This window comes from Candidatus Accumulibacter vicinus, from assembly GCF_000584955.1.
Taxonomy (GTDB): domain Bacteria; phylum Pseudomonadota; class Gammaproteobacteria; order Burkholderiales; family Rhodocyclaceae; genus Accumulibacter; species Accumulibacter vicinus.
Map to the genome: position 1 here is coordinate 16,526 of NZ_JDSS02000020.1, position 18,578 is coordinate 35,103.

The 18,578-nt window shown below is 61.1% G+C and carries 14 protein-coding genes, 1 tRNA gene and 1 pseudogene; 1 reads left to right on the forward strand and 15 read right to left on the reverse strand.

What is annotated here, in order from left to right; translation table 11 throughout:
• The 3 genes from CAPSK01_RS08160 to tsaE form a co-directional block, all read right to left on the reverse strand.
• A partial coding sequence (locus tag CAPSK01_RS08160) for a filamentous hemagglutinin N-terminal domain-containing protein (RefSeq protein ID WP_273703335.1) occupies positions 1-4,118 on the reverse strand: 4,118 nt, incomplete at its 3' end.
• A gap of 135 nt (positions 4,119-4,253) precedes the next feature.
• The gene (locus tag CAPSK01_RS08165) at positions 4,254-5,615 is read right to left on the reverse strand and encodes an N-acetylmuramoyl-L-alanine amidase (protein WP_034925098.1); all 1,362 of its coding nucleotides are present in this window, start codon (positions 5,613-5,615) and stop codon (positions 4,254-4,256) included.
• On the reverse strand, positions 5,570-6,073 hold the full coding sequence (tsaE, locus tag CAPSK01_RS08170; RefSeq protein ID WP_034925100.1) for a tRNA (adenosine(37)-N6)-threonylcarbamoyltransferase complex ATPase subunit type 1 TsaE: 504 nt from the start codon (positions 6,071-6,073) through the stop codon (positions 5,570-5,572). The genes CAPSK01_RS08165 and tsaE overlap by 46 nt, the downstream gene beginning before the upstream one ends.
• On the opposite strand from tsaE, the gene queG reads away from it, so the two are divergent.
• Entirely contained in the window at positions 6,068-7,210 is a 1,143-nt protein-coding gene (queG, locus tag CAPSK01_RS08175; RefSeq protein WP_273703336.1) for a tRNA epoxyqueuosine(34) reductase QueG, read from the forward strand. The genes tsaE and queG overlap by 6 nt on opposite strands.
• Before the next feature lie 18 nt (positions 7,211-7,228).
• Here queG and CAPSK01_RS08180 read toward each other — a convergent pair whose 3' ends face one another.
• From CAPSK01_RS08180 to rplT, 12 genes and pseudogenes are all read right to left on the reverse strand, one after another.
• Complete coding sequence (locus tag CAPSK01_RS08180; protein ID WP_034925103.1) at positions 7,229-8,869, reverse strand: electron transfer flavoprotein-ubiquinone oxidoreductase; 1,641 nt, start codon at positions 8,867-8,869, stop codon at positions 7,229-7,231.
• Between the two features lie 809 nt (positions 8,870-9,678).
• Positions 9,679-10,602: an arginase gene (rocF, locus tag CAPSK01_RS08190; RefSeq protein ID WP_034925355.1), complete on the reverse strand. Its 924-nt coding sequence runs from the start codon at positions 10,600-10,602 to the stop codon at positions 9,679-9,681.
• 135 nt (positions 10,603-10,737) lie between these two features.
• Positions 10,738-11,520, reverse strand: a complete 783-nt coding sequence (locus tag CAPSK01_RS08195) for an ATP-binding cassette domain-containing protein (protein WP_034925107.1) — start codon at positions 11,518-11,520, stop codon at positions 10,738-10,740.
• Between the two features lie 14 nt (positions 11,521-11,534).
• Positions 11,535-12,266, reverse strand: coding sequence for an ABC transporter permease (locus tag CAPSK01_RS08200; protein WP_034925111.1), 732 nt, complete (start codon positions 12,264-12,266; stop codon positions 11,535-11,537).
• 10 nt (positions 12,267-12,276) lie between these two features.
• Positions 12,277-12,969, reverse strand: coding sequence for an ABC transporter permease (locus tag CAPSK01_RS08205; RefSeq protein ID WP_034925113.1), 693 nt, complete (start codon positions 12,967-12,969; stop codon positions 12,277-12,279).
• A gap of 73 nt (positions 12,970-13,042) precedes the next feature.
• Complete coding sequence (locus CAPSK01_RS08210) at positions 13,043-13,834, reverse strand: ABC transporter substrate-binding protein (protein ID WP_034925115.1); 792 nt, start codon at positions 13,832-13,834, stop codon at positions 13,043-13,045.
• Positions 13,835-14,204: 370 nt separating this feature from the next.
• Positions 14,205-14,281: transfer RNA gene (locus CAPSK01_RS08215), tRNA-Pro, on the reverse strand.
• A 32-nt stretch (positions 14,282-14,313) separates the two neighbouring features.
• Entirely contained in the window at positions 14,314-14,685 is a 372-nt protein-coding gene (locus tag CAPSK01_RS08220) for a MerR family transcriptional regulator (protein ID WP_273703374.1), read from the reverse strand.
• Positions 14,669-14,971 (reverse strand): integration host factor subunit alpha, encoded by a 303-nt coding sequence (locus CAPSK01_RS08225; protein ID WP_034925120.1) that lies wholly within the window; start codon positions 14,969-14,971, stop codon positions 14,669-14,671. The genes CAPSK01_RS08220 and CAPSK01_RS08225 overlap by 17 nt, the downstream gene beginning before the upstream one ends.
• A 12-nt stretch (positions 14,972-14,983) precedes the next feature.
• Entirely contained in the window at positions 14,984-17,359 is a 2,376-nt protein-coding gene (gene pheT, locus CAPSK01_RS08230; RefSeq protein ID WP_034925123.1) for a phenylalanine--tRNA ligase subunit beta, read from the reverse strand.
• 24 nt (positions 17,360-17,383) lie between these two features.
• Complete coding sequence (pheS, locus tag CAPSK01_RS08235) at positions 17,384-18,430, reverse strand: phenylalanine--tRNA ligase subunit alpha (RefSeq protein ID WP_034925126.1); 1,047 nt, start codon at positions 18,428-18,430, stop codon at positions 17,384-17,386.
• A 52-nt stretch (positions 18,431-18,482) separates the two neighbouring features.
• Positions 18,483-18,578, reverse strand: a pseudogene (gene rplT, locus CAPSK01_RS08240) (50S ribosomal protein L20); the annotation flags it as partial.

Here is an 18,578-nt window from a genome sequence, read left to right on the forward strand (position 1 = left end):
GGCGCGGCGGCCTGGATGACGTTGAAGCCAAAGACCCCCGGCTGGAAGGTGTAAGGCGTCTGCCCGCCGATGAACAGGGTGTCACCGCTCGGCACCAGTGCCTGCACGTCGATCTGCACATGGCCGCCGGCGGCGTTCCTGGCAGCGGTATTGGCCTGGATGAAGCCGGTGTTCATGATCAGCGTATGCGCCTGGACATGGATGTCGCCGCCGTTGCCCGCCGCCCCCTGGACGGAGGTGCTGATCTGCGCGTTGTCGAGCAGGATCATGCCCTGGCCGCCGGTGATGTCGATCGAACCGCCGTTGCCCTGGTTGGCGCGGGTGGTGATGCCGGCGGTGTCGAGAGAAAGCCGTTGGCTGAAATCGACCTGCACCTTGCTGGCCGCGACATTGCCGGTGGATGAGGCGGTGATCTCGGCGTCCTTGAGGAGGATCGTCGGTGCGCTCACGGTCAGCGTGGTGGGGATGAGCGCGGCGGGGTTCGCGACCGTCGCGAAGTTCTGGACCGATAGCCCGCCGCCATTGGCCAGCAGGATGCGGTCGCTGGCGGAGACGAGCACGCTGCCGGTCTGGCCCGCAGAAAACGCTTCCGCGTTGCTGAAGATACCTGTTCCGGACACGACCATTCCCTGGCCATCGATGATGAGTCCAGTGGCACTGACCTTGACTGAACCCGCCTGACCCGAAGAACGGGTCGAGGTGTCGATGCGTCCTCCGCCGAGAATCGCGATATCTCCGGTCGCCTGCACATCGACGCTGCCCGCCTTGCCGGTGCTGCCGCTTGTCGCATCGCTGGAAATTCCGGTCTTGTACCCATGCCCATCAATCGTGAGGTGGTGGGCGAATACCTTGACCGCTCCCGCGTCAGAAGAGGAGGTGGTAGAAGAATCGATATACCCCCCGTCGAGAATGACCATATTTCCTGTCGCCAGCACCTCCACGTTGCCCGTCCTGCCGGTGCTTCCGTTATAAGCACCGCTGGTGATTCCCGCCCCCAGGCCTTGACCATCGATGCTGAGGCTGCCGGCCCTGACCTTCACCGAGCCTGCATCACCAGCGGAAAAGGTCGAGGCATCGATGTATCCCCCCCTGAGCATATGAATATGACCAAGCACCGTCACGTCAATGCTTCCAGCATTACCGGTATTGCCTGACGCGCCAGAAGGATCACTGCCAATGCCGGCCCCTGCGCCCTGACCATCGATGTTGAGGCTGCCGGCGCTGACCCTCACCGAACCTGCATCCCCTGAAGAGAAGGTCGAGGTATTGATATATCCCCCGTTGAAGATCGAAATGTTCCCGCTAACCGCCACATCGACTCTGCCCCCCTTGCCTGTTGAACCGGAAGCTGCACTGCCGATGCCCGCCGTCGAGCCCTGGCCATCGATGATCAGGCTGCCGGCGTTGACCTTCACTGATCCCGCATCCCCCGAAGACGCGGTCGAGGAATCGATTCTGCCGGCGTTGAGCAGCGAAATGTTTTCAGTGGCCGCGACTTCGACGCTGCCCCCATTGCCGGCTGTTCCGTAGGCACCGCTGCTGATGCGCGTCCCTTGGCCAGTCAGGGTGAGGCTGCCGGTGCTGATTCTAACCGAACCCGCATCCCCCGAAGACAGGGTCGAGGAGTCGATTCTGCCGGCGTTGAACAGCGAAATGTTTTCAGTGGCCGCGACTTCGACGCTGCCCCCCTTGCCGGTCGTTCCGTAGGCACCGCTGCTGATGCGAGTCTCCTCGCCAGCCAGGGTGAGACTGCCGGTGCTGACTCTCACCGAACCTGCATTTCCTGAAGACAAGGTTGAGGAATCGATTTTGCCGGCGTTGAGCAGTGAAACATCCCTGGTCGCGGTCACCTCGACGCTGCCCCCATTGCCTGTCGTTCCATAAGCGCCACTGCTGATGCCAGTCTCCGCAGAGCCCTGGCCATCGATGATGAGACTGCCCGTGCTGATTCTCACCAATCCCCCATCCCCCGAGGACAAGGTCGAGGAATCGATTCTGCCGGCGTTGAGCAGCTTGATCTTTCCGGTGGCCAGTACGTATACGCTCCCGCCGTTGCCCGTGCTGCCGGAGGAAGCACCACTGCTGATACCCGTGCTACTCGCCGAGCCCTGGCCATCGATGGTAATCTCTCCGGCGCTGACCTGTACCGACCCCGCATCCCCGGAAGCGTAGGTGGAGGAGTAAACATATCCGCCGTTGAGAATCTCGACCTTCCCCGCCGCCGAAACCTCCACACTGCCCGCCTTGCCCGACGATGAGGTCGAGGAAGTGATGTATCCGCCGTTGCGAATCCCGATATCTCCGCTGGCAACGACCTGCACGCGGCCCGCCTTGCCGGTGGTTCCGAACGCAGCACTGCTGATGTTGGCCCCCTGGCCATCAATGCTGAGGCTGCCGCTGCTGACCTTCACCGAACCGGCATCGCCAGACGATGTGGTCGAGGAGGTGATGATTCCTCCGCGGCGAATCGCAATATTGTCGCGGGCAAGGACCTCCACGCTGCCCGCCATGCCGGTCGTTCCAAAAGCACCGCTGGCAATGCCGGCCTCCTCGATCGTGAGGCTGCCGGTGCTGACCTTCACCGAACCGGCATCACCCGACGATGCGGTGGAGGAAGTGATCAGTCCCTGATTGAGAATCTCGATATTGCCACTGGCCGCGACCTCGACGCGGCCCGCCTTGCCGGTGCTGCCGTCTCTGGCGACGCTGAAAATCCCGGTCGAGCCACCTTCCCGCCCATCGATCGTGAGGCTTCCCGCGCGGACACCCACCACGCCGGCGTTGCCCGGTGACCAGGTGGACGACTCGATCAGCCCGCCGTTGAGGAGGGTCAGACTGCTGCTGGCAGCGACATCGACGAATCCCGCGTTACCCGAACCCTGGTCATACGTACCACTGCTGATGGCAGCGCGATCAAGCGTGAGGTGGCTGGCGCTGACCTTCACCGATCCGGCATCACCGGAAGAATAGGTGGACGAATCGATATATGCGCCGTTACGAACCGAGAGGTTTCCAGCAGCGGCTACCTCTACGCCGCCCGCCTTTCCGGAGGTGACGGTATCGGATGCAATGATTCCATCATTGGTGAGCAGCATATTATTCGTTGCGGCGATGTCGAGATCACCGCCTTTTCCTGTTCCATTCTCGGCTCGACTTCTTATCCCGGTCAATCCGCCGCTGCCCGAATCGATCCTGATATTTCCGGCACTAACGGCAATCCGTCCACCCTCGGTCGCGCCGGTGGCTGCAGTCTGCAGCGTGCCGCCGTTGATGATGTCGAGATCGCCATAGGCCGCCCGCAGTTTTCCCGAGAAGGCAACTTCCTGGGCATGCTGCCCCACCGCCACGACCCGGAGGTCTCCTCCGCCGATCGTCACGAGGTGTCCCTGGTCGATCCCGATGTCCCCCCCGACGACGCTGACCGGGGCTGGTGACGACGGCCTGAGGAGGGTTCCGCCATGGACGGAGACCGTCGCCCGCGTCGTTCCGAGAAAACCAAAAGCTTCCGGTGCGGCGCTGGAGAAGGTGCTGACCGAGGTGGTGTCGGCATGGAAATGGCCGTCGGGAAACTTCAGATAGTTGGCCGTGCTGACGTGCAAGGCTGCCGGCACATCGACGACCGCCCCCGCGCCGAAGCTCACCCCTGCCGGATTGATGAAAAAGAAATTGGGGGCACTGCCGGTACTCCCTGGATCGATTTTCAGCAAGCCGTTGATGGACGAGAGCTGCCCGCCGGTGACACGCGCAATGACATTGCGGGCGGCGGTATCGATTGTGAACACCGCGCCGTCACCATTCCCCACGCTGAACTTCGCAAAACTATGGAAGACGTTGCTGCCCGCGCGCTGACCGTAATTTTCCGGGAGGGTGATTTTCTGGTAGGTCACCGCGCCCCTGGTCACCGTCCCCGATGGCGTCAGCGCCAGCGTGGGTCCGGCGCCGATACTACCATCGCGGACGATATTCGATGCTGCCAGCGCCGGTGGCGCGTAAAAGGTCGCAGCCAGCAAGGCGACGACCGTCGGGTGCGAACGAAAGCGTCGGGCGGATACCTCGCTCCCCTCCCATTTCGCGGATCTTCCCTCTCCCCTCGCGGCGGGAAAGGGGTTTGGGGGCATGCTCTGCGCCCATCGAACGATTCCGGCGTGCCAGCCGCATCGAACGATTCCGGCGTGCCAGCCGGAATGCGCCCTGCAAGGGAGGGAAACGGTCATGACTGTCATGATCGGGGGTGCCTGGAAAAGTCATGCCCGTTAGTCCAGTCTCGCCAGCGTCGACTTGGCCAGAGGGGGATTCTTGGCGAAGTATTTCTTGATCCCCGAGAAAATCGCTTCGGCCATCTTGTCCTGGTAGGCGTCATCGTTCAGCCGCTTCTCTTCTTCGGGATTCGAGATGAAAGCGGTCTCGACCAGGATCGAAGGAATGTCGGGGGCCTTGAGAACGGCGAAGCCCGCCTGTTCGACCCGGGCCTTGTGCAAGCGGTTGATGCCGCCGAGTTCGCCAAGAACGGCCTTGCCCAGCTTGAGGCTGTCGTTGATCGTTGCAGTTTGCGAGAGGTCGAGCAGCGTGCGGGCCAGAACGGGATCCTTGACGTCGATATTCACGCCGCCGATCAGATCGGCAGCGTTCTCCTTCTGTGCCAGATAGCGTGCGGCAGAACTCGAAGCGCCACTCTCCGAGAGAACGAACACTGACGAGCCGTTGGCATCCGGGCGGACAAAGGCGTCGGCATGAATCGAAACGAACAGGTCGGACTGAATTCGCCGCGCCTTCTGCACCCGTACATGTAATGGCACGAAGAAATCCGAGTCGCGCGTAAGTACCGCGCGCATGTTGGGTTCGGACTCGATCTTGGCTCGCAGGCGCTTGGCCACCGCCAGCGTGACATTCTTTTCGAGGCTGCCGCCGCTCCCGACGGCTCCCGGATCCTCGCCACCATGTCCCGGATCCAGGGTGATGGTCACCAGGCGGTCGACCACCGGCCGGCCCTGACGCTTGGACGCAGCTTTCTGTTCGGCCACTGGCTGTGGCTCGGATTTCGCTTCCGGCCGGGCTTCTGTAGGTAACTCCGGGCGGGAATCCGGTTTGCTGATGGGCCGACTTTCGAGCGGTGCAGGCCGAGGCTCCTTGTTATCCAGCAGCGAAAGCAGCGGATCGGGCGGGTTCAGGGGATACACGTCGAGAACCAGCCGATGCCCGTACCCCCCCACCGGCGGCAGGACGAAAACCTGCGGATTGACTTCGCCCTTGAGTTCCATGACCAGTCTGACGACGCCGGGCTTGTAACGCCCGGCCCGCAGCAGCTTGATGTTGGGATCGTTCGCAGCCACCTTGTTGCCGAGACCTTCGAGCACATTGTTCAACTCGATGCCTTCGAGGTCGACGACCAGGCGCTCCGGATCCTTGACCATGAAATGGGTGTATTTGAGGGGCGCTGCGTGTTCGATCGCCACCCGCGTGTAATCTGCCGCCGGCCAGATGCGTACTGCCAGAACGCCCGGGTTGCGGTTCGCGGCGGCCGGCGACAGCGGACTGACCGTCAGCAGCAAGGATGCCCCGGTAAACTTGATCAGCTTGCGGCGTCCAGCCAGCCGCTCTGCAGCGCTTTCAGACATTCTTCTCCCTCCACGCTAGACGCGAAGACGCCGAGCAGCCGCCCACACCCGGAAAATTGTAAGCGAACGACCAGATCGGGGAGCGGTACGTAGCCAGCAGCCTTTTCAGGCCACTCGACCAGGCAGATGGCATCGTCGCGGAAGTACTCGGCAAGGCCTGCATCCAAAAACTCTTCTGGAAAGTTGAAACGATAGAAATCAAAGTGATACCAGTATATCCTCGAAATCACATAAATTTCAACCAATGTATAGGTCGGACTCCTGACCGGCCCTGTATAATGGCGTGCACGCAACAGTGCGCGCACCAGCGTTGTCTTGCCGGCGCCCAGGTCGCCCTCGAGCCAGACCACCATGCCAGGATGGAGCAGCGGCGCCAGTTGGCGGCCAAAGGCGGCGGTCGCCACCTCATCCGGTAGGTGCAGGGTCAGCGAAGACGGCTTATCATCCGGATCATGCACGCAGGGAACTCCCAAACAGACGCGAGTCTGGCAGACGGCCAGACCGATTATGCCCACGTCGTCAGACGGATCAGGCAATGGGGACAGGAACTCGGCTTTGCCTCGATCGGCATCGCGCGTGCCGAGGTTGCCGAAGCCACGCCGTGGCTGATGCGCTGGCTGACCCTCGGCCGGCACGGCGAGATGGATTATATGGCCAAACACGCCGCCTTGCGCGCCGCGCCAGAGCGCTTGTTGCCGGAGGTGCTATCGGTCATCTCGGTCCGCCTGCCCTACTGGCCTGTGGCTGCCGATGCGCCGGCACAGCTCGCCGACGGCGAACGAGCCTACGTCTCGCGCTATGCGCTGGGGCGCGACTACCACAAGACGGTTCGCGGCCGCCTGCAGAAGCTCATCGACCGCCTCCGTCACGAAGCCGCATCGCTGGGACTGGCCGCGCCTTTCGCCTGCCGTGCGTTTTCCGATTCGGCACCGGTCCTGGAGACCGAGTTCGCGGTGCGGGCGGGCGTTGCCTGGCGCGGCAAGCATACGCTGTCGTTGACGCGCGAGGGATCGTGGCATTTTCTCGGCGAGATCTACACCACCCTGCCGCTGCCACCCGACCAGGCGATCCATGATCACTGCGGTGACTGCCAGCGTTGCCTCGATGCCTGCCCCACCGCGGCGATCGTCGCACCCTACGAAGTCGACGCCCGCTTGTGCATTTCCTACCTGACGATCGAATTGCCGGGAGCCATCCCGGTAGCGCTGCGTCCCTTGATCGGCAACCGCATCTACGGCTGCGACGACTGCCAGTTATGTTGCCCGTGGAACCGCTTCGCCCGGATTGGCGATGCCGATTTTGCCGTTCGCAATGGTCTCGATGCGACGCCACTGACCGCCCTCTTCGCCTGGAGCGAAGACGAATTCAACAGGCGCCTGGCGGGCAGCGCGATTCGCAGGATCGGACACCAGCGCTGGCTGCGCAATATCGCCGTCGCGCTCGGCAACGCCCCCAGCTCGCCGGCGATCGTCGCGGCCCTGGCAACGCGTCAGAACGACCCCTCGCCGCTGCTGCGCGAGCATGTCGCCTGGGCGCTGGCCGCACAGGCCGGCCGGCATCGTGAGCCGCTCGACGACGCCCACGGTCACGGCTGATTCGAACGGGCTGCATCCTCACATATTGGGATAGTTGGGACCGCCGCCACCTTCTGGCGCCACCCAACGGATGTTCTGCGTCGGGTCCTTGATGTCACAGGTCTTGCAGTGCAGGCAATTGGATGCATTGATCTGCAGGCGCGCGCCCCCGGCCTCCTCGACGATCTCATAGACGCCCGCCGGGCAGTAACGCTGCTCCGGGGAAGCATATTCCTTGTAATTGATCGCGATGGCCTTGGCACTGTCGAGCAACTGCAGATGCACGGGCTGTTCTTCCTCGTGTGCCGTATTGGAGACGAAGACCGATGACAGCCGGTCGAAAGTCAGCTGGCCGTCAGGCTTGGCGTACGGGATGGGCTGATAGCGGGCAGCCGGGGCGAGTTGCTCATGGTCGCTGGTCTTGTCCTTGAGCGTAAAGAACATGCGACCGCCGAAAAGATTCTGCTGAATCCAGTTGAATGCGCCGCCCATGAAGGTGCCGAACTTGTGCAGGGCCGGCCCGAAATTGCGTGCCCGATAGAGTTCGGCATACAGCCAGCTGTCCTTGAAAGCCTGTGCGTAAGCCACGAGGTCGCTGCGCCCCGGGTCTCCGGCCTGCAGCGCCGCATGGACCGTTTCGGCGGCCAGCATTCCCGACTTCATGGCGGTGTGCACCCCCTTGATCTTGGCGAAATTCAGCGTACCGGCGTCACAGCCGAGCAGCAACCCGCCAGGGAAGGTCTGTTTCGGCAGGCTGTTCAGCCCGCCCTTGGTAATTGCCCGCGCTCCATAGCAAAGGCGCTTTCCCCCTTCGAGATACGGTCTGATCTTGGCCTGCGACTTGAAGCGTTGAAATTCCTCGAAGGGCGAGAGATAGGGGTTGGCGTAATTGAGATCAACGATCAGGCCCACCACGACCTGATGATCTTCCATGTGGTAGAGGAATGAACCCCCGGTTGCGCCGTGCTCGCTGAGCGGCCAGCCGGCGCCATGGACCACCAGCCCGGGCTGGTGTTTCGCGGGATCGACCTGCCAGAGCTCCTTGATCCCCAGACCATAGTGCTGGGCGGTCGCGTTGGCGGCAAGATCGTAGCGGGCGAGCAGCTCCTTGCCGAGCTGACCGCGCGCGCCCTCGGCAAACAGCGTGTATTTGGCGTGCAACTCCAGGCCAGGCTGGAAGCTGTCCTTCTCTGCGCCGTGCTTGTCACGGCCCATGTCGCCAGTAGCCACGCCTTTGACCGAACCGTCGTCGTGGTAGAGAATCTCGGCCGCGGCAAAACCCGGGAAAATCTCGACCCCCAGCGCCTCGGCCTGCCCGGCGAGCCAGCGACAGAGACTGCCCAGACTGATGATCCAGTTGCCGTTGTTGTGCATCGGTGCCGGGACGGCAAAATTGGGCAGCTTCACCGCCGAGGTCTCGCTGCGATAGAGATAGACCTGATCCTCGCTGACCGGGGTCTTCAGCGGGGCTCCTCTGGCCTGCCAGTCGGGCAGCAGTTCATCGAGCGGCCGGCTCTCGAAGAGGGCGCCCGAAAGGATGTGGGCACCGACCTCCGACCCCTTCTCCAGCACCATCACCGCCAGGTCTGGATTCAGCTGTTTGAGGCGAATCGCTGCGCTCAAACCCGCCGGACCCGCGCCGACAATCACCACATCGTATTCCATCGCTTCACGTTCCATCACCGCTCCTCTAGGTTTCTCAATCGCTCCCGGCCTGACGGAAGGCCCTCCGATACCGGCCTGGTCGCTGGTCCGATGCACACTCATCAGCCGGCGCACACCCCCTTGTATCGTATACCCCAGTCCGGGTATGTGGTCAACGTCTGGGCAGCCCCCCAGCAACCGGGTTCGAATCTTGGTTGACGACTGTCGTGAGCAACGCCGAAGCACTGCACCCACCCGACGAACTGGACGAGCCCCCTAGCGGAGGGCATCCGAACACGGCCCTTTCTGTCCGCTGTGAATTGCCCACCAGGCCACCGGGACCCGCGCCCGCAATCTTTGCAGACCTTCCCCCGATTCGACCACCAATACCACCGAGCGACCCTGCCGCAATATCTGCTGCAGGCGACCTCGCCATTGCCCGACCGGAAATCCCATGCGGGATGCGGGCACCGCGCCGGGTCGGCCTCAAGTCCGACAGCCGGAGCATCGGTCTTGCGGACAGGGTAGAACTCGCAGAACGACATGCCCGAAGTAGGACGCCACCGTCGCGGCGAGCGCGTCAACCGCTTCGGCATCGAACGAATACCTCGTGGCCATCTGACACTCAGTTTGCAACGGATCTTGATCGTTCAACTGAGGAAAATGGGTTCATCCATTTCACGCTGCCGTGACCGCCTTTTCATCAAAGGCGTGACCGGTTGAGGTCACATTCAACCCTATCGATGCAGCCCCTCTCCATCGGTCACGATCACGCGAAACGACCGGTCGCGTTCCGCGAAATACGCAGCCTCGCCGGGTAACCCCCGCTGGTTTGCGCGCACTCCCTACTGATGCATGCGCATCAAGGTACTCTTGCCGAACAGGCTCTCCACGAGGTCCACCGCCAGCTCTGCTGTCATGTTCCGCCGGTCGAGCGCCGGGTTGAGTTCGACGATGTCGAGCGAGCACAGCCGTCCGGTATCCGCGACCATTTCCATGCATAGTTGCGCCTCGCGATAGGTCGGACCACCACGCACCGTGGTCCCCACTCCCGGCGCGATTTCGGGGTCGAGGAAATCGACATCGAGACTGACGTGCAGGTGTGTTTCCGAACAGATGCCGGCCAATGCCTGCTCCATGGTTCTGCGCATGCCGACCTCGTCGACATAGCGCATGTCGAACACTTCAATGCCGATTTCGGCCAGGAAGCACTTTTCCCCTGCATCGACACTGCGAATGCCGATCTGGCGAATTTCCTGCGGCAAAATGGCCGGTACATGGCCGCCAATTTCGGTCAATCGGGACGGACCATACCCGCACAGGCAAGCCACCGGCATGCCATGAATGTTGCCACTCGGCGTCATCGTGGCGGTATTGAAATCGGCGTGTGCATCGAACCACAACACGCGCAGCTTCTTTCCAGTCTCGCGGCAACGACGCGCCACGGCACTGATCGAACCGATGGCAAGGCAGTGATCGCCGCCGAGAATGATCGGCAGGCTGCCGCCTCTCAGTTCGACATACACCGCATCGTGCAGGCTACGGTTCCACGCCACGACTTCGGGCATGTGGCGGAAACCATTGACCGCGGGCAGGTCGGGATTGGTCGGCCCACGCAGGTTTCCGCAGTCCTTGACCACCAGACCAAACTGGCCAATCGCCTTGACGATCCCCGCGATACGCAGCGCCTCCGGCCCCATGCTGGCCCCGCGCGTTCCAGCACCGACGTCGGTTGGAACGCCGATGATGCTCACCGGCAGCGCAGTCATGGCCATTCTCGAACGGTTGTCGCCAACGCCATGGTGGCCGGCAGCGGACCTTGTTCGCGGCAATGGTCGACGAGCAAGCTGATCCGCCGATCACCGCCCTGACGAGCTTTCTTCGGCGGCATTCGCGGCATTCGCCTACTTGAGATTGCCCGACAGGAACTGCTGCAGACGTTCGCTGTTCGGCCTGGTCAGCACTTCCCTGGGGTGGCCTCTTTCTTCAACACGCCCCTGATGGACAAAAATGACGTGGTTGGAAACTTCGCGTGCAAAGCCCATTTCGTGGGTGACGACCAGCATGGTGCGGCCCTCTTCGGCAATCGAGCGCATCACCTTGAGGACCTCGCCAACCAGTTCCGGATCAAGGGCCGAGGTTGGCTCGTCGAACAACAGTGCTTCCGGTTCCATCGCCAGCGCACGCGCAATCGCGACGCGTTGTTGTTGGCCGCCCGACAGGTGCGCCGGGTAAGTGTCGCGGAACTTCCAGACACCGACGCGCTCGAGATAGCGCTCGGCACGTTCCATGGCGTCCTTCTTCGACAGGCCCAGCACGTGGATTGGCGCTTCGATGACGTTCTGCAGCACCGTCATGTGGCCCCAGAGATTGAAGTGCTGGAAGACCATCGACAGACGCGTGCGGATCTTCTGCAATTGCCTCGGGTCGGCAACCTTGAGTGCATCCTTGCTGCCGGCAAGCATTTTGATCTCTTCGCCAGCAACGATGATTTTTCCGGAAGTCGGTTGCTCAAGAAAGTTGATGCAGCGCAACCAGGTACTCTTGCCCGAGCCGGACGAGCCGATGATGCTGATGACGTCGCCCGAGTGGGCGGTCAGCGAAACGCCTTTGAGGACTTCGTTGTCGCCGTATTGCTTGTGCAGGTCATCGACGCGGAGGAGTTCGTTGTTGGCCTTGACGGTCATGGCAGCCTTTCGAATCAGTCTTTCTGGGCGCTGGCGCTGCGTGGTTGCAGGTGGGCGAGCCAATGGCTTTCGGCGAAGCGGAACAAACCGACCAGAACAAAGGTTACGGCCAGGTAGAGCAGTCCGGCAAAGATGAAGGCTTCGAAAGGTGCGTAATGACGCGAGTAGACATTGCGTGCCGCACCAGTCAGATCGACCAGTGTCACCGCGCTGGCAATCGCCGAGCCTTGCAGCATCAGAATCACTTCGTTGCTCAACGGCGGAATCGCCCGGCGCAGGGCCGATGGCAGCACGATTCTGCGCAGCACGGTGTAACGCGTCATGCCCATCGCCTCGGCGGCCTCGACCTCGCCATGTGGAACGTTGCGGATTGCGCCGGCAAACATTTCGAGTTGATACGCGCAGGTGTTCAGGCTGAAAGCCAGCATTGTGCAGAAATAGGCATCGCGGAACAGTAACCAGAATGAATTGCCGGACTCCCACTGCTGCTGCATCCATTCGCTCTGGCCAACTCCGTAGTAAATCAGCAATAGCTGCACCAGCATCGGGGTGCCGCGAAAAAAATAGGTATAGGCGCTGATCGGCCGACTGACCCAGGGGTTTCTGGACACTCGGGCAACCGACAGCGGAATGGCAAGAGCGAAGCCGACCGCCAACGAGAAGACGGTCAGTTGCACGGTCATCCACAGGCCACGCCAGAACTCGGGCAGGCTGCCGCTGATGACGCTCGGGTCAAACCATTCCATGATCGTCTCCTCAGACGTTGGCTTCGCGGACACCAACGTTGTAGCGGCGCTGCAGGTGTTGCAGAACGTGGTTCGAGACAGCGGTCATCGCCAGATAGAGTACGCAAACGGCCAGATAGAAAGTGAAAGGCTGGTGGGTCGACCGTCCGGCCTGATCGGCCAGCCAGGTCATGTCGGCCAGACCGATCATCGACACGATGGCGGTGCTTTTCAGCAAAACCAGCCAGTTGTTGCCAATCCCCGGTAGTGCGTAACGCAGCATCTGCGGAAAGAGGATGTGCCAGAAAACCTGCCAGTCGCTCATGCCGTAGGCCCGGCCGGCTTCCATCTGGCCGGCCGGCACCGCTTGAAAGGCGCCACGAAAGGTTTCGGTGAAGTAGGCGCCGAAAATGAATCCAATCGTCAGAACGCCAGCGGCAAAGGCGTCGAGTTCGACCATCTCCCTTTCCAGATGGTCGCTGATGACATTGAGGATCACCTGGCCACCGTAAAAAAACAAGAGCATCATCACCAGGTCGGGGACGCCACGAAAGACGGTGGTATACAACGCGGTCCACCAGCGTAGTGGTGCGATGCGTGACAACTTGCAGGCAGCCCCAAGCAGGCCCGTGCTGACGGCAAGAAGCAGCGAAAGGAGGGCAACCTGGAGAGTGATCCAGGCGCCGGCCAGCAGGCTGGGGGAGTATTCGATCAGGGCGTCCATGGCTGACTTGCTCCAACCGGGGAAGAAACAGGAACGCCGGCCGCGCCGGCAGCCGGCGTTACGCAGCGGAACCTCAGTTGCCGTAGATATCCATCGTGAAGTATTTCTTGCGGATCTCTTCATACTTGCCATTGGCACGCACGGCGGCAAGCGCCTTGTTGAGTTGCGCCTTGAGGTCCTGATCCTTCTTGCGCACGGCAATGCCGATTCCCTCACCGATCACGGCGCGCTCCTCGGCATTCTTGCCATAAAGCTGCTCGCCGAGAACGCTGTAACCCGCTCCTTCAGGCTTTGTCAGGAAGCCGCCGTAGGCTTCCCAGTAATCGGCAAAGATGGCATCGACACGGCCTGACTTGAGATCCAGATAGGCTTCATCCTGCTTGCCGTAGCGAACGACTTCCACACCCTTGCCGTCCCAGTATTTGGTGGCGAAGTTGTCGGAAACCGTGCCGCGCTGAACAGCGACCTTCTTGCCTTTCAAGCTGGCCAGTTCCGGTCTCAAGGGCAATCCATTCTTGGCAATCAGGACGACCGGCGAAGCGTAGTACTTGTTGGTGAAATCCACCTTGGCTTTGCGTTCTTCGGTAATCGACATCGAAGCGACGATGGCGTCGAACTTGCGGGCCATCAGGGCCGGGATCATGCCGTCCCATTCCTGTTTCACCCAGGTGCATTTCGCCTTCATCTCGGCGCACAGCGCGTTGCCGATATCGATATCGAAACCCTTCAACGCGCCATTGGCACCTATTTCATTGAACGGGGGGTAAGCGCCTTCGGACGCCATGCGAATTTCCGTCCAGTCCTTTGCCGAGACACCAGCCGCCGAGAGGGCCAGAAGTGCCGATAACAACAGCATTTTTTTCATTTTAAACTCCTCCTCAGGATGATCGATTGTTAACCATGCACCGGGTCGCGCTTCGCCTTGTCATTGCGCCGCAAGAAGCCATTGCAGGTCTCTGCTTGGATGCGAAGCAAATGATGACAAGAAAGCCGGGCCTGTACAACGGATTTGTGCGTCCCCGGAACAACACCCGCCATCATCGTCGATGACAAAGGTCATGAGCAGCAGAACAGGTATCTCCTGGAACACCAGAATGCACGCGGAAGATCGGTATCGGGCTGGCACCTTCGAAGAGCGCTTCCGTCGACATTTTCGCCCATTCGCCGAGCAGCTGATAAGTGCCGAAGCAAATAAAAAGGCCGCTCCGAAGAACGGCCCAAGTGATTGATTCGATTGGTCGGGGCGCCGGGATTCGAACTCGGGACCCCTTGCACCCCATGCAAGTGCGCTACCAGGCTGCGCCACGCCCCGACAGGTTTCGGATTATAACCGAAAATGCGTCGCTACTCGCATGTGCGCAGCAATTCTGCAATGTCCAACAACTCCGCACGCAGCACGTCAGGTGCCGGAAGAGATGAACTGGCATCGGACCCGGTCCCGGCATCGTCGAGACGGTTGCGCGCGCCGCTGATTGTAAAGCCCTGGCTGTAAAGAAGCTCCCGGATCCGACGTACCAACAGAACTTCATGGTGCTGATAATAACGGCGATTGCCTCGGCGCTTTACCGGACTGAGCTGCGAGAACTCCTGCTCCCAATAACGCAGAACGTGCGGTTTGACGCCGCACAGCTCGCTGACCTCGCCGATCGTGAAATATCGCTTGGCTGGAATGGCCGGCAAAGGCTCTTGCCCCGGTTCTTTATGACTGACTTCCATCATAAGCGTGCTCCACCTCGGCCTTCAGTTTCTGGCTGGCATGAAAAGTAACCACCCTGCGCGCGGTGATCGGGATTTCTTCACCGGTCTTGGGATTGCGGCCTGGTCGCTGGGGCTTGTCGCGCAACTGAAAGTTTCCGAATCCCGAAAGCTTTACGCCATCACCACGCTCCAAAGCATTCCGGATTTCTTCGAAAAAAGCCTCGACCATGTCCTTGGCCTCACGCTTGTTGAGGCCCACCTTATCAAATAATAGATCGGCGAGTTCTGCCTTGGTAAGCGTCATCCCTCTCCCTTTTCAGAAGCGCAGTTGTGCTGCAAATGCTGCTCGAAGATAGGCCATCAGCTGCTGCATGGCGGCCTCAACTTCAGCTTCGAGCAACGTTTTTTGAGTATCTTGCATCATTATGCGGAAGGCAAGGCTTTTCTTGCCAACTTCGATTCCATGCCCGGCATAAACATCGAAGAGACGAATATCCCGCACGATTGCCGGGCGATTGGCAGTCAAACCAGCGATCAGTTGCTGAAGTTCCAGTGCCTGATCAACGACCACCGCCATATCCCGTATGACTGGTGGTTGGCGGGAAACCTCGGCATATTGCGGAACACTGTCCATCATCACGGCATCGAGGTCGACTTCAAAAAATACCGGTGGTAGCGGCAATTCATATTTTTGTTGCCATTGCGGATGCAATTCGCCAACAAAACCAACCGCCTGACCAGCGACCGTCACCCGCGCGCTCCGGCCAGGATGCAGCGCAGGGTGCAGCGCTTTCTCGAAGCTGGTGCCGATCGGGGTGAACAGCCGTTCCAGGTCGGCTTTGATGTCAAAAAAATCGACATTGCGCGCCACACAGCCCCACTGCTCCGGAAAGGCCGTACCATAAGCCAGCGCGGCCAGCTTCCAGGGTTGATGAAAACCGGCGACCGGGCGACCTTGCGGATCGCGGAAGAAGCAGCGTCCGGTCTCGAACAGGCGAACACGGCTCTGCCGGCGTTTCAGGTTGCTTGCCAGATTGGCCACCAGCCCGCCGAGCAAAGACGAGCGCATCACGCTCAACTGGTTGGCGATCGGATTGGCCAGGCGAATCAGCCGATCGTTGCCGGCAAAATCGGCTTCCCAGGCTTCTTCGACGAAGGCGAAGTTGACGACTTCCTGATAGCCACTGTCAGCCAGCCTCTGCCGAATGCGTGCCAAGGGTCTCGCCTGCTCGGTCTGCGGCAACATCGACAGCAAACCCCGCGGCGCTGGCGACGGAATGTTCTCGTAGCCATGCAGGCGGGCGATCTCCTCGATCAGGTCTTCCTCGATCTCGATGTCGAAGCGATGGGTCGGCGGCGTGACGATGAAATCGTCACCGTCCCGGGTCAACGACAGGTCGAGACGGGCAAACAGTTCGGCGATCCGCTCGTCTGTAAACGGCACGCCAAGCACCTTGGCAACCCGTGCCGGTCGCAGGCGAACCGGCTGGCGCGCGGGCAAGATGGCCAGTGCTTCGCTGACCGGACCGGCCTGTCCACCGCAAATATCGAGGATCAGCCGCGTGGCGCGCTCCAACGCACGCCGAGTACCGCCGAAATCGACGCCACGTTCGAAACGATGTGCGGCGTCCGAAACGAAGCCATAGCGACGGGCACGGCCGGCGATCGCGGTGGGCGCAAAGAAGGCGGCTTCGAGGAATACCTCGGTGGTCGCCAGCGTAATGCCACTTTCCTCGCCACCCATGATGCCTCCCATCGCCAACGGGCGCTGATCATCGGCAATCAATACGACATCGGCCTGCATCTGCAGCGTCTGCCCGTTGAGCAGCAGGATCGATTCTGCCGGGCGCGCCATTCTGGCGTGAATGGCGCCACTCAGACGGGTATTGTCAAAAGCATGCAGCGGCTGTCCCACTTCGAGCATGACGTAGTTGGTGATATCGACCAAGGCAGAAATCGGGCGAATACCGCTTCGCTCAAGACGACGGCGCATCCAGGCGGGTGTCGCGGCCCTGCCGTCGACTCCGGCGATCACCCGACCGCAGTAGCGCGGGCAAGCCTCCGGGGCGTCCAGTACGATCGCGCGCGTGCTCGCGATGGTGGCCTCAACTGCCGTGACTTCGATAAAGCGGGCCGGCGTACCGGTCAGCGCTGCGACCTCGCGAGCGAGCCCTTCGAGCGACAGGCAGTCTGCCCGGTTCGGCGTCAGCTTGAGGGTCAGCAGACGATCATCGAGATCAAGATGGCGGCGGACATCCTCGCCTACCGGCGCATCGTCGCCCAGCACCAGCAAGCCAGAGGCGTCCTCCGCGATGCCCAGTTCCCTGGCCGAGCAGAGCATGCCAGACGACTCGACGCCGCGCACCTTGGCGACCTTGATCCTCAATCCATCCGGCAATTCGGCACCGGGCAGTGCGCACGGCACCTTGATGCCGGCAGCCGCGTTGGGTGCTCCGCAGACGATCTGCAGCACCTCGCCGGTACCGACATCGACCCGGCAAACCTTGAGGCGGTCGGCGTCGGGATGCTTGTCGACGGCGAGCAGATGGCCCACGACGACCCGGTCGAAGATCGGTGCGACCGTCTCTTCTTCCTCCACTTCGAGACCGGCCATGGTCAGCAGATGCGAAAATTCATGCCCCGTGCAGGCGGGATCGACGAAGCTGCGAAGCCAGGATTCAGAGAATTTCATGACTGCTCAATGTCAGAAGGGAGGTCATACGAACTGTCGCAGAAAGCGCAGGTCGCCATCGAAAAACAGGCGCAGGTCATTGACCCCATAGCGCAGCATCGTCAGCCGATCGGGACCCATGCCGAAGGCAAAACCAAGGTATTTTTCGGGGTCGATGTTGACGTGCCGCAAGACATTCGGATGAACCATGCCGCAACCGGCAATTTCCAGCCAGCGCCCCTTCAAGGTGCCGCTCATGAAGGCCATGTCGATCTCGGCCGAGGGCTCGGTAAAGGGAAAGAACGAAGGGCGAAAACGCACCTGCAGATCGTCGTTCTCGAAAAAACGGCGCAGGAAATCGCTGATGACGCCCTTCAAGTCAGCAAAGCTGACGTTCTCGCCGATCCACAACCCTTCGACCTGATGAAACATCGGCGAATGGGTGGCATCGGAATCCACCCGGTACACGCGTCCTGGCGCAATGACTCGAATCTCCGGCATGGTTTCCCGATCGGCATGCCTGGCAACATGCGCCTGCATATGGCGAACCTGGATCGGGCTGGTATGCGTGCGCAGCAGAACGCCCTCGGCCATCCCGCCCGCCTCGTCCTGCAGATAGAAGGTATCGTGCATCGAACGGGCCGGATGATCCACTGGGGTATTCAGTGCCGTGAAATTCTGGAAGTCGGCCTCGATCTCCGGACCGTCGGCGACTTCGAAACCGATCGAAGCAAAAAGAGCTTCAATACGTTCTAGCGTACGTGTCACCGGATGCAAACCGCCGCGGGCCTGTCCGCGACCCGGTAACGTCACGTCCAGGGCTTCCTCGGCCAGGCGCGCCTGCAGTGCCCTCTGCCGAAGCGCTTCGCGGCGCGCAGCGAGCGCTGCTTCGACCGCATCCTTGGCGTGATTGATGGCCGCACCGGCAGTCTTGCGCTGGTCCGGCGGAAGTTTGGCCAATTCCTTGAGCAATCCAGTGATCTCGCCGCTCTTGCCGAGGTAACTGGCCTTGACTTGCTCAAGCACATCCGGGTCATCGGTTGCCGCAAAGGCCGCCGACGCTGCATGGACTATTTGATCGAGGTTGTGCATGGTTCACCGAAAAAAAGGAGGCTCGCGCCTCCTTTCTTGACGCTCGTATGGCTTACTGTCCGAGCTGGGCTTTGGCCTGCACGGCCAAAGCAGCAAAAGCCGGCTTATCGAAAACCGCCAGATCGGCCAGCACCTTGCGGTCGACCTC

Coding starts and splice junctions, on each gene's coding strand:
- CAPSK01_RS08220 (WP_273703374.1), bottom strand. CDS start 14,685: ATGGAAGTCAGTCATAAAGAACCGGGGCAAGAGCCTTTGCCGGCCATT.
- CAPSK01_RS08200 (WP_034925111.1), bottom strand. CDS start 12,266: ATGGAATGGTTTGACCCGAGCGTCATCAGCGGCAGCCTGCCCGAGTTC.
- CAPSK01_RS08180 (WP_034925103.1), bottom strand. CDS start 8,869: ATGGAACGTGAAGCGATGGAATACGATGTGGTGATTGTCGGCGCGGGT.
- CAPSK01_RS08225 (WP_034925120.1), bottom strand. CDS start 14,971: ATGACGCTTACCAAGGCAGAACTCGCCGATCTATTATTTGATAAGGTG.
- CAPSK01_RS08205 (WP_034925113.1), bottom strand. CDS start 12,969: ATGGACGCCCTGATCGAATACTCCCCCAGCCTGCTGGCCGGCGCCTGG.
- pheT (WP_034925123.1), bottom strand. CDS start 17,359: ATGAAATTCTCTGAATCCTGGCTTCGCAGCTTCGTCGATCCCGCCTGC.
- CAPSK01_RS08165 (WP_034925098.1), bottom strand. CDS start 5,615: ATGTCTGAAAGCGCTGCAGAGCGGCTGGCTGGACGCCGCAAGCTGATC.
- pheS (WP_034925126.1), bottom strand. CDS start 18,430: ATGCACAACCTCGATCAAATAGTCCATGCAGCGTCGGCGGCCTTTGCG.
- rocF (WP_034925355.1), bottom strand. CDS start 10,602: ATGACTGCGCTGCCGGTGAGCATCATCGGCGTTCCAACCGACGTCGGT.
- CAPSK01_RS08195 (WP_034925107.1), bottom strand. CDS start 11,520: ATGACCGTCAAGGCCAACAACGAACTCCTCCGCGTCGATGACCTGCAC.
- queG (WP_273703336.1), top strand. CDS start 6,068: ATGCACGCAGGGAACTCCCAAACAGACGCGAGTCTGGCAGACGGCCAG.
- CAPSK01_RS08210 (WP_034925115.1), bottom strand. CDS start 13,834: ATGAAAAAAATGCTGTTGTTATCGGCACTTCTGGCCCTCTCGGCGGCT.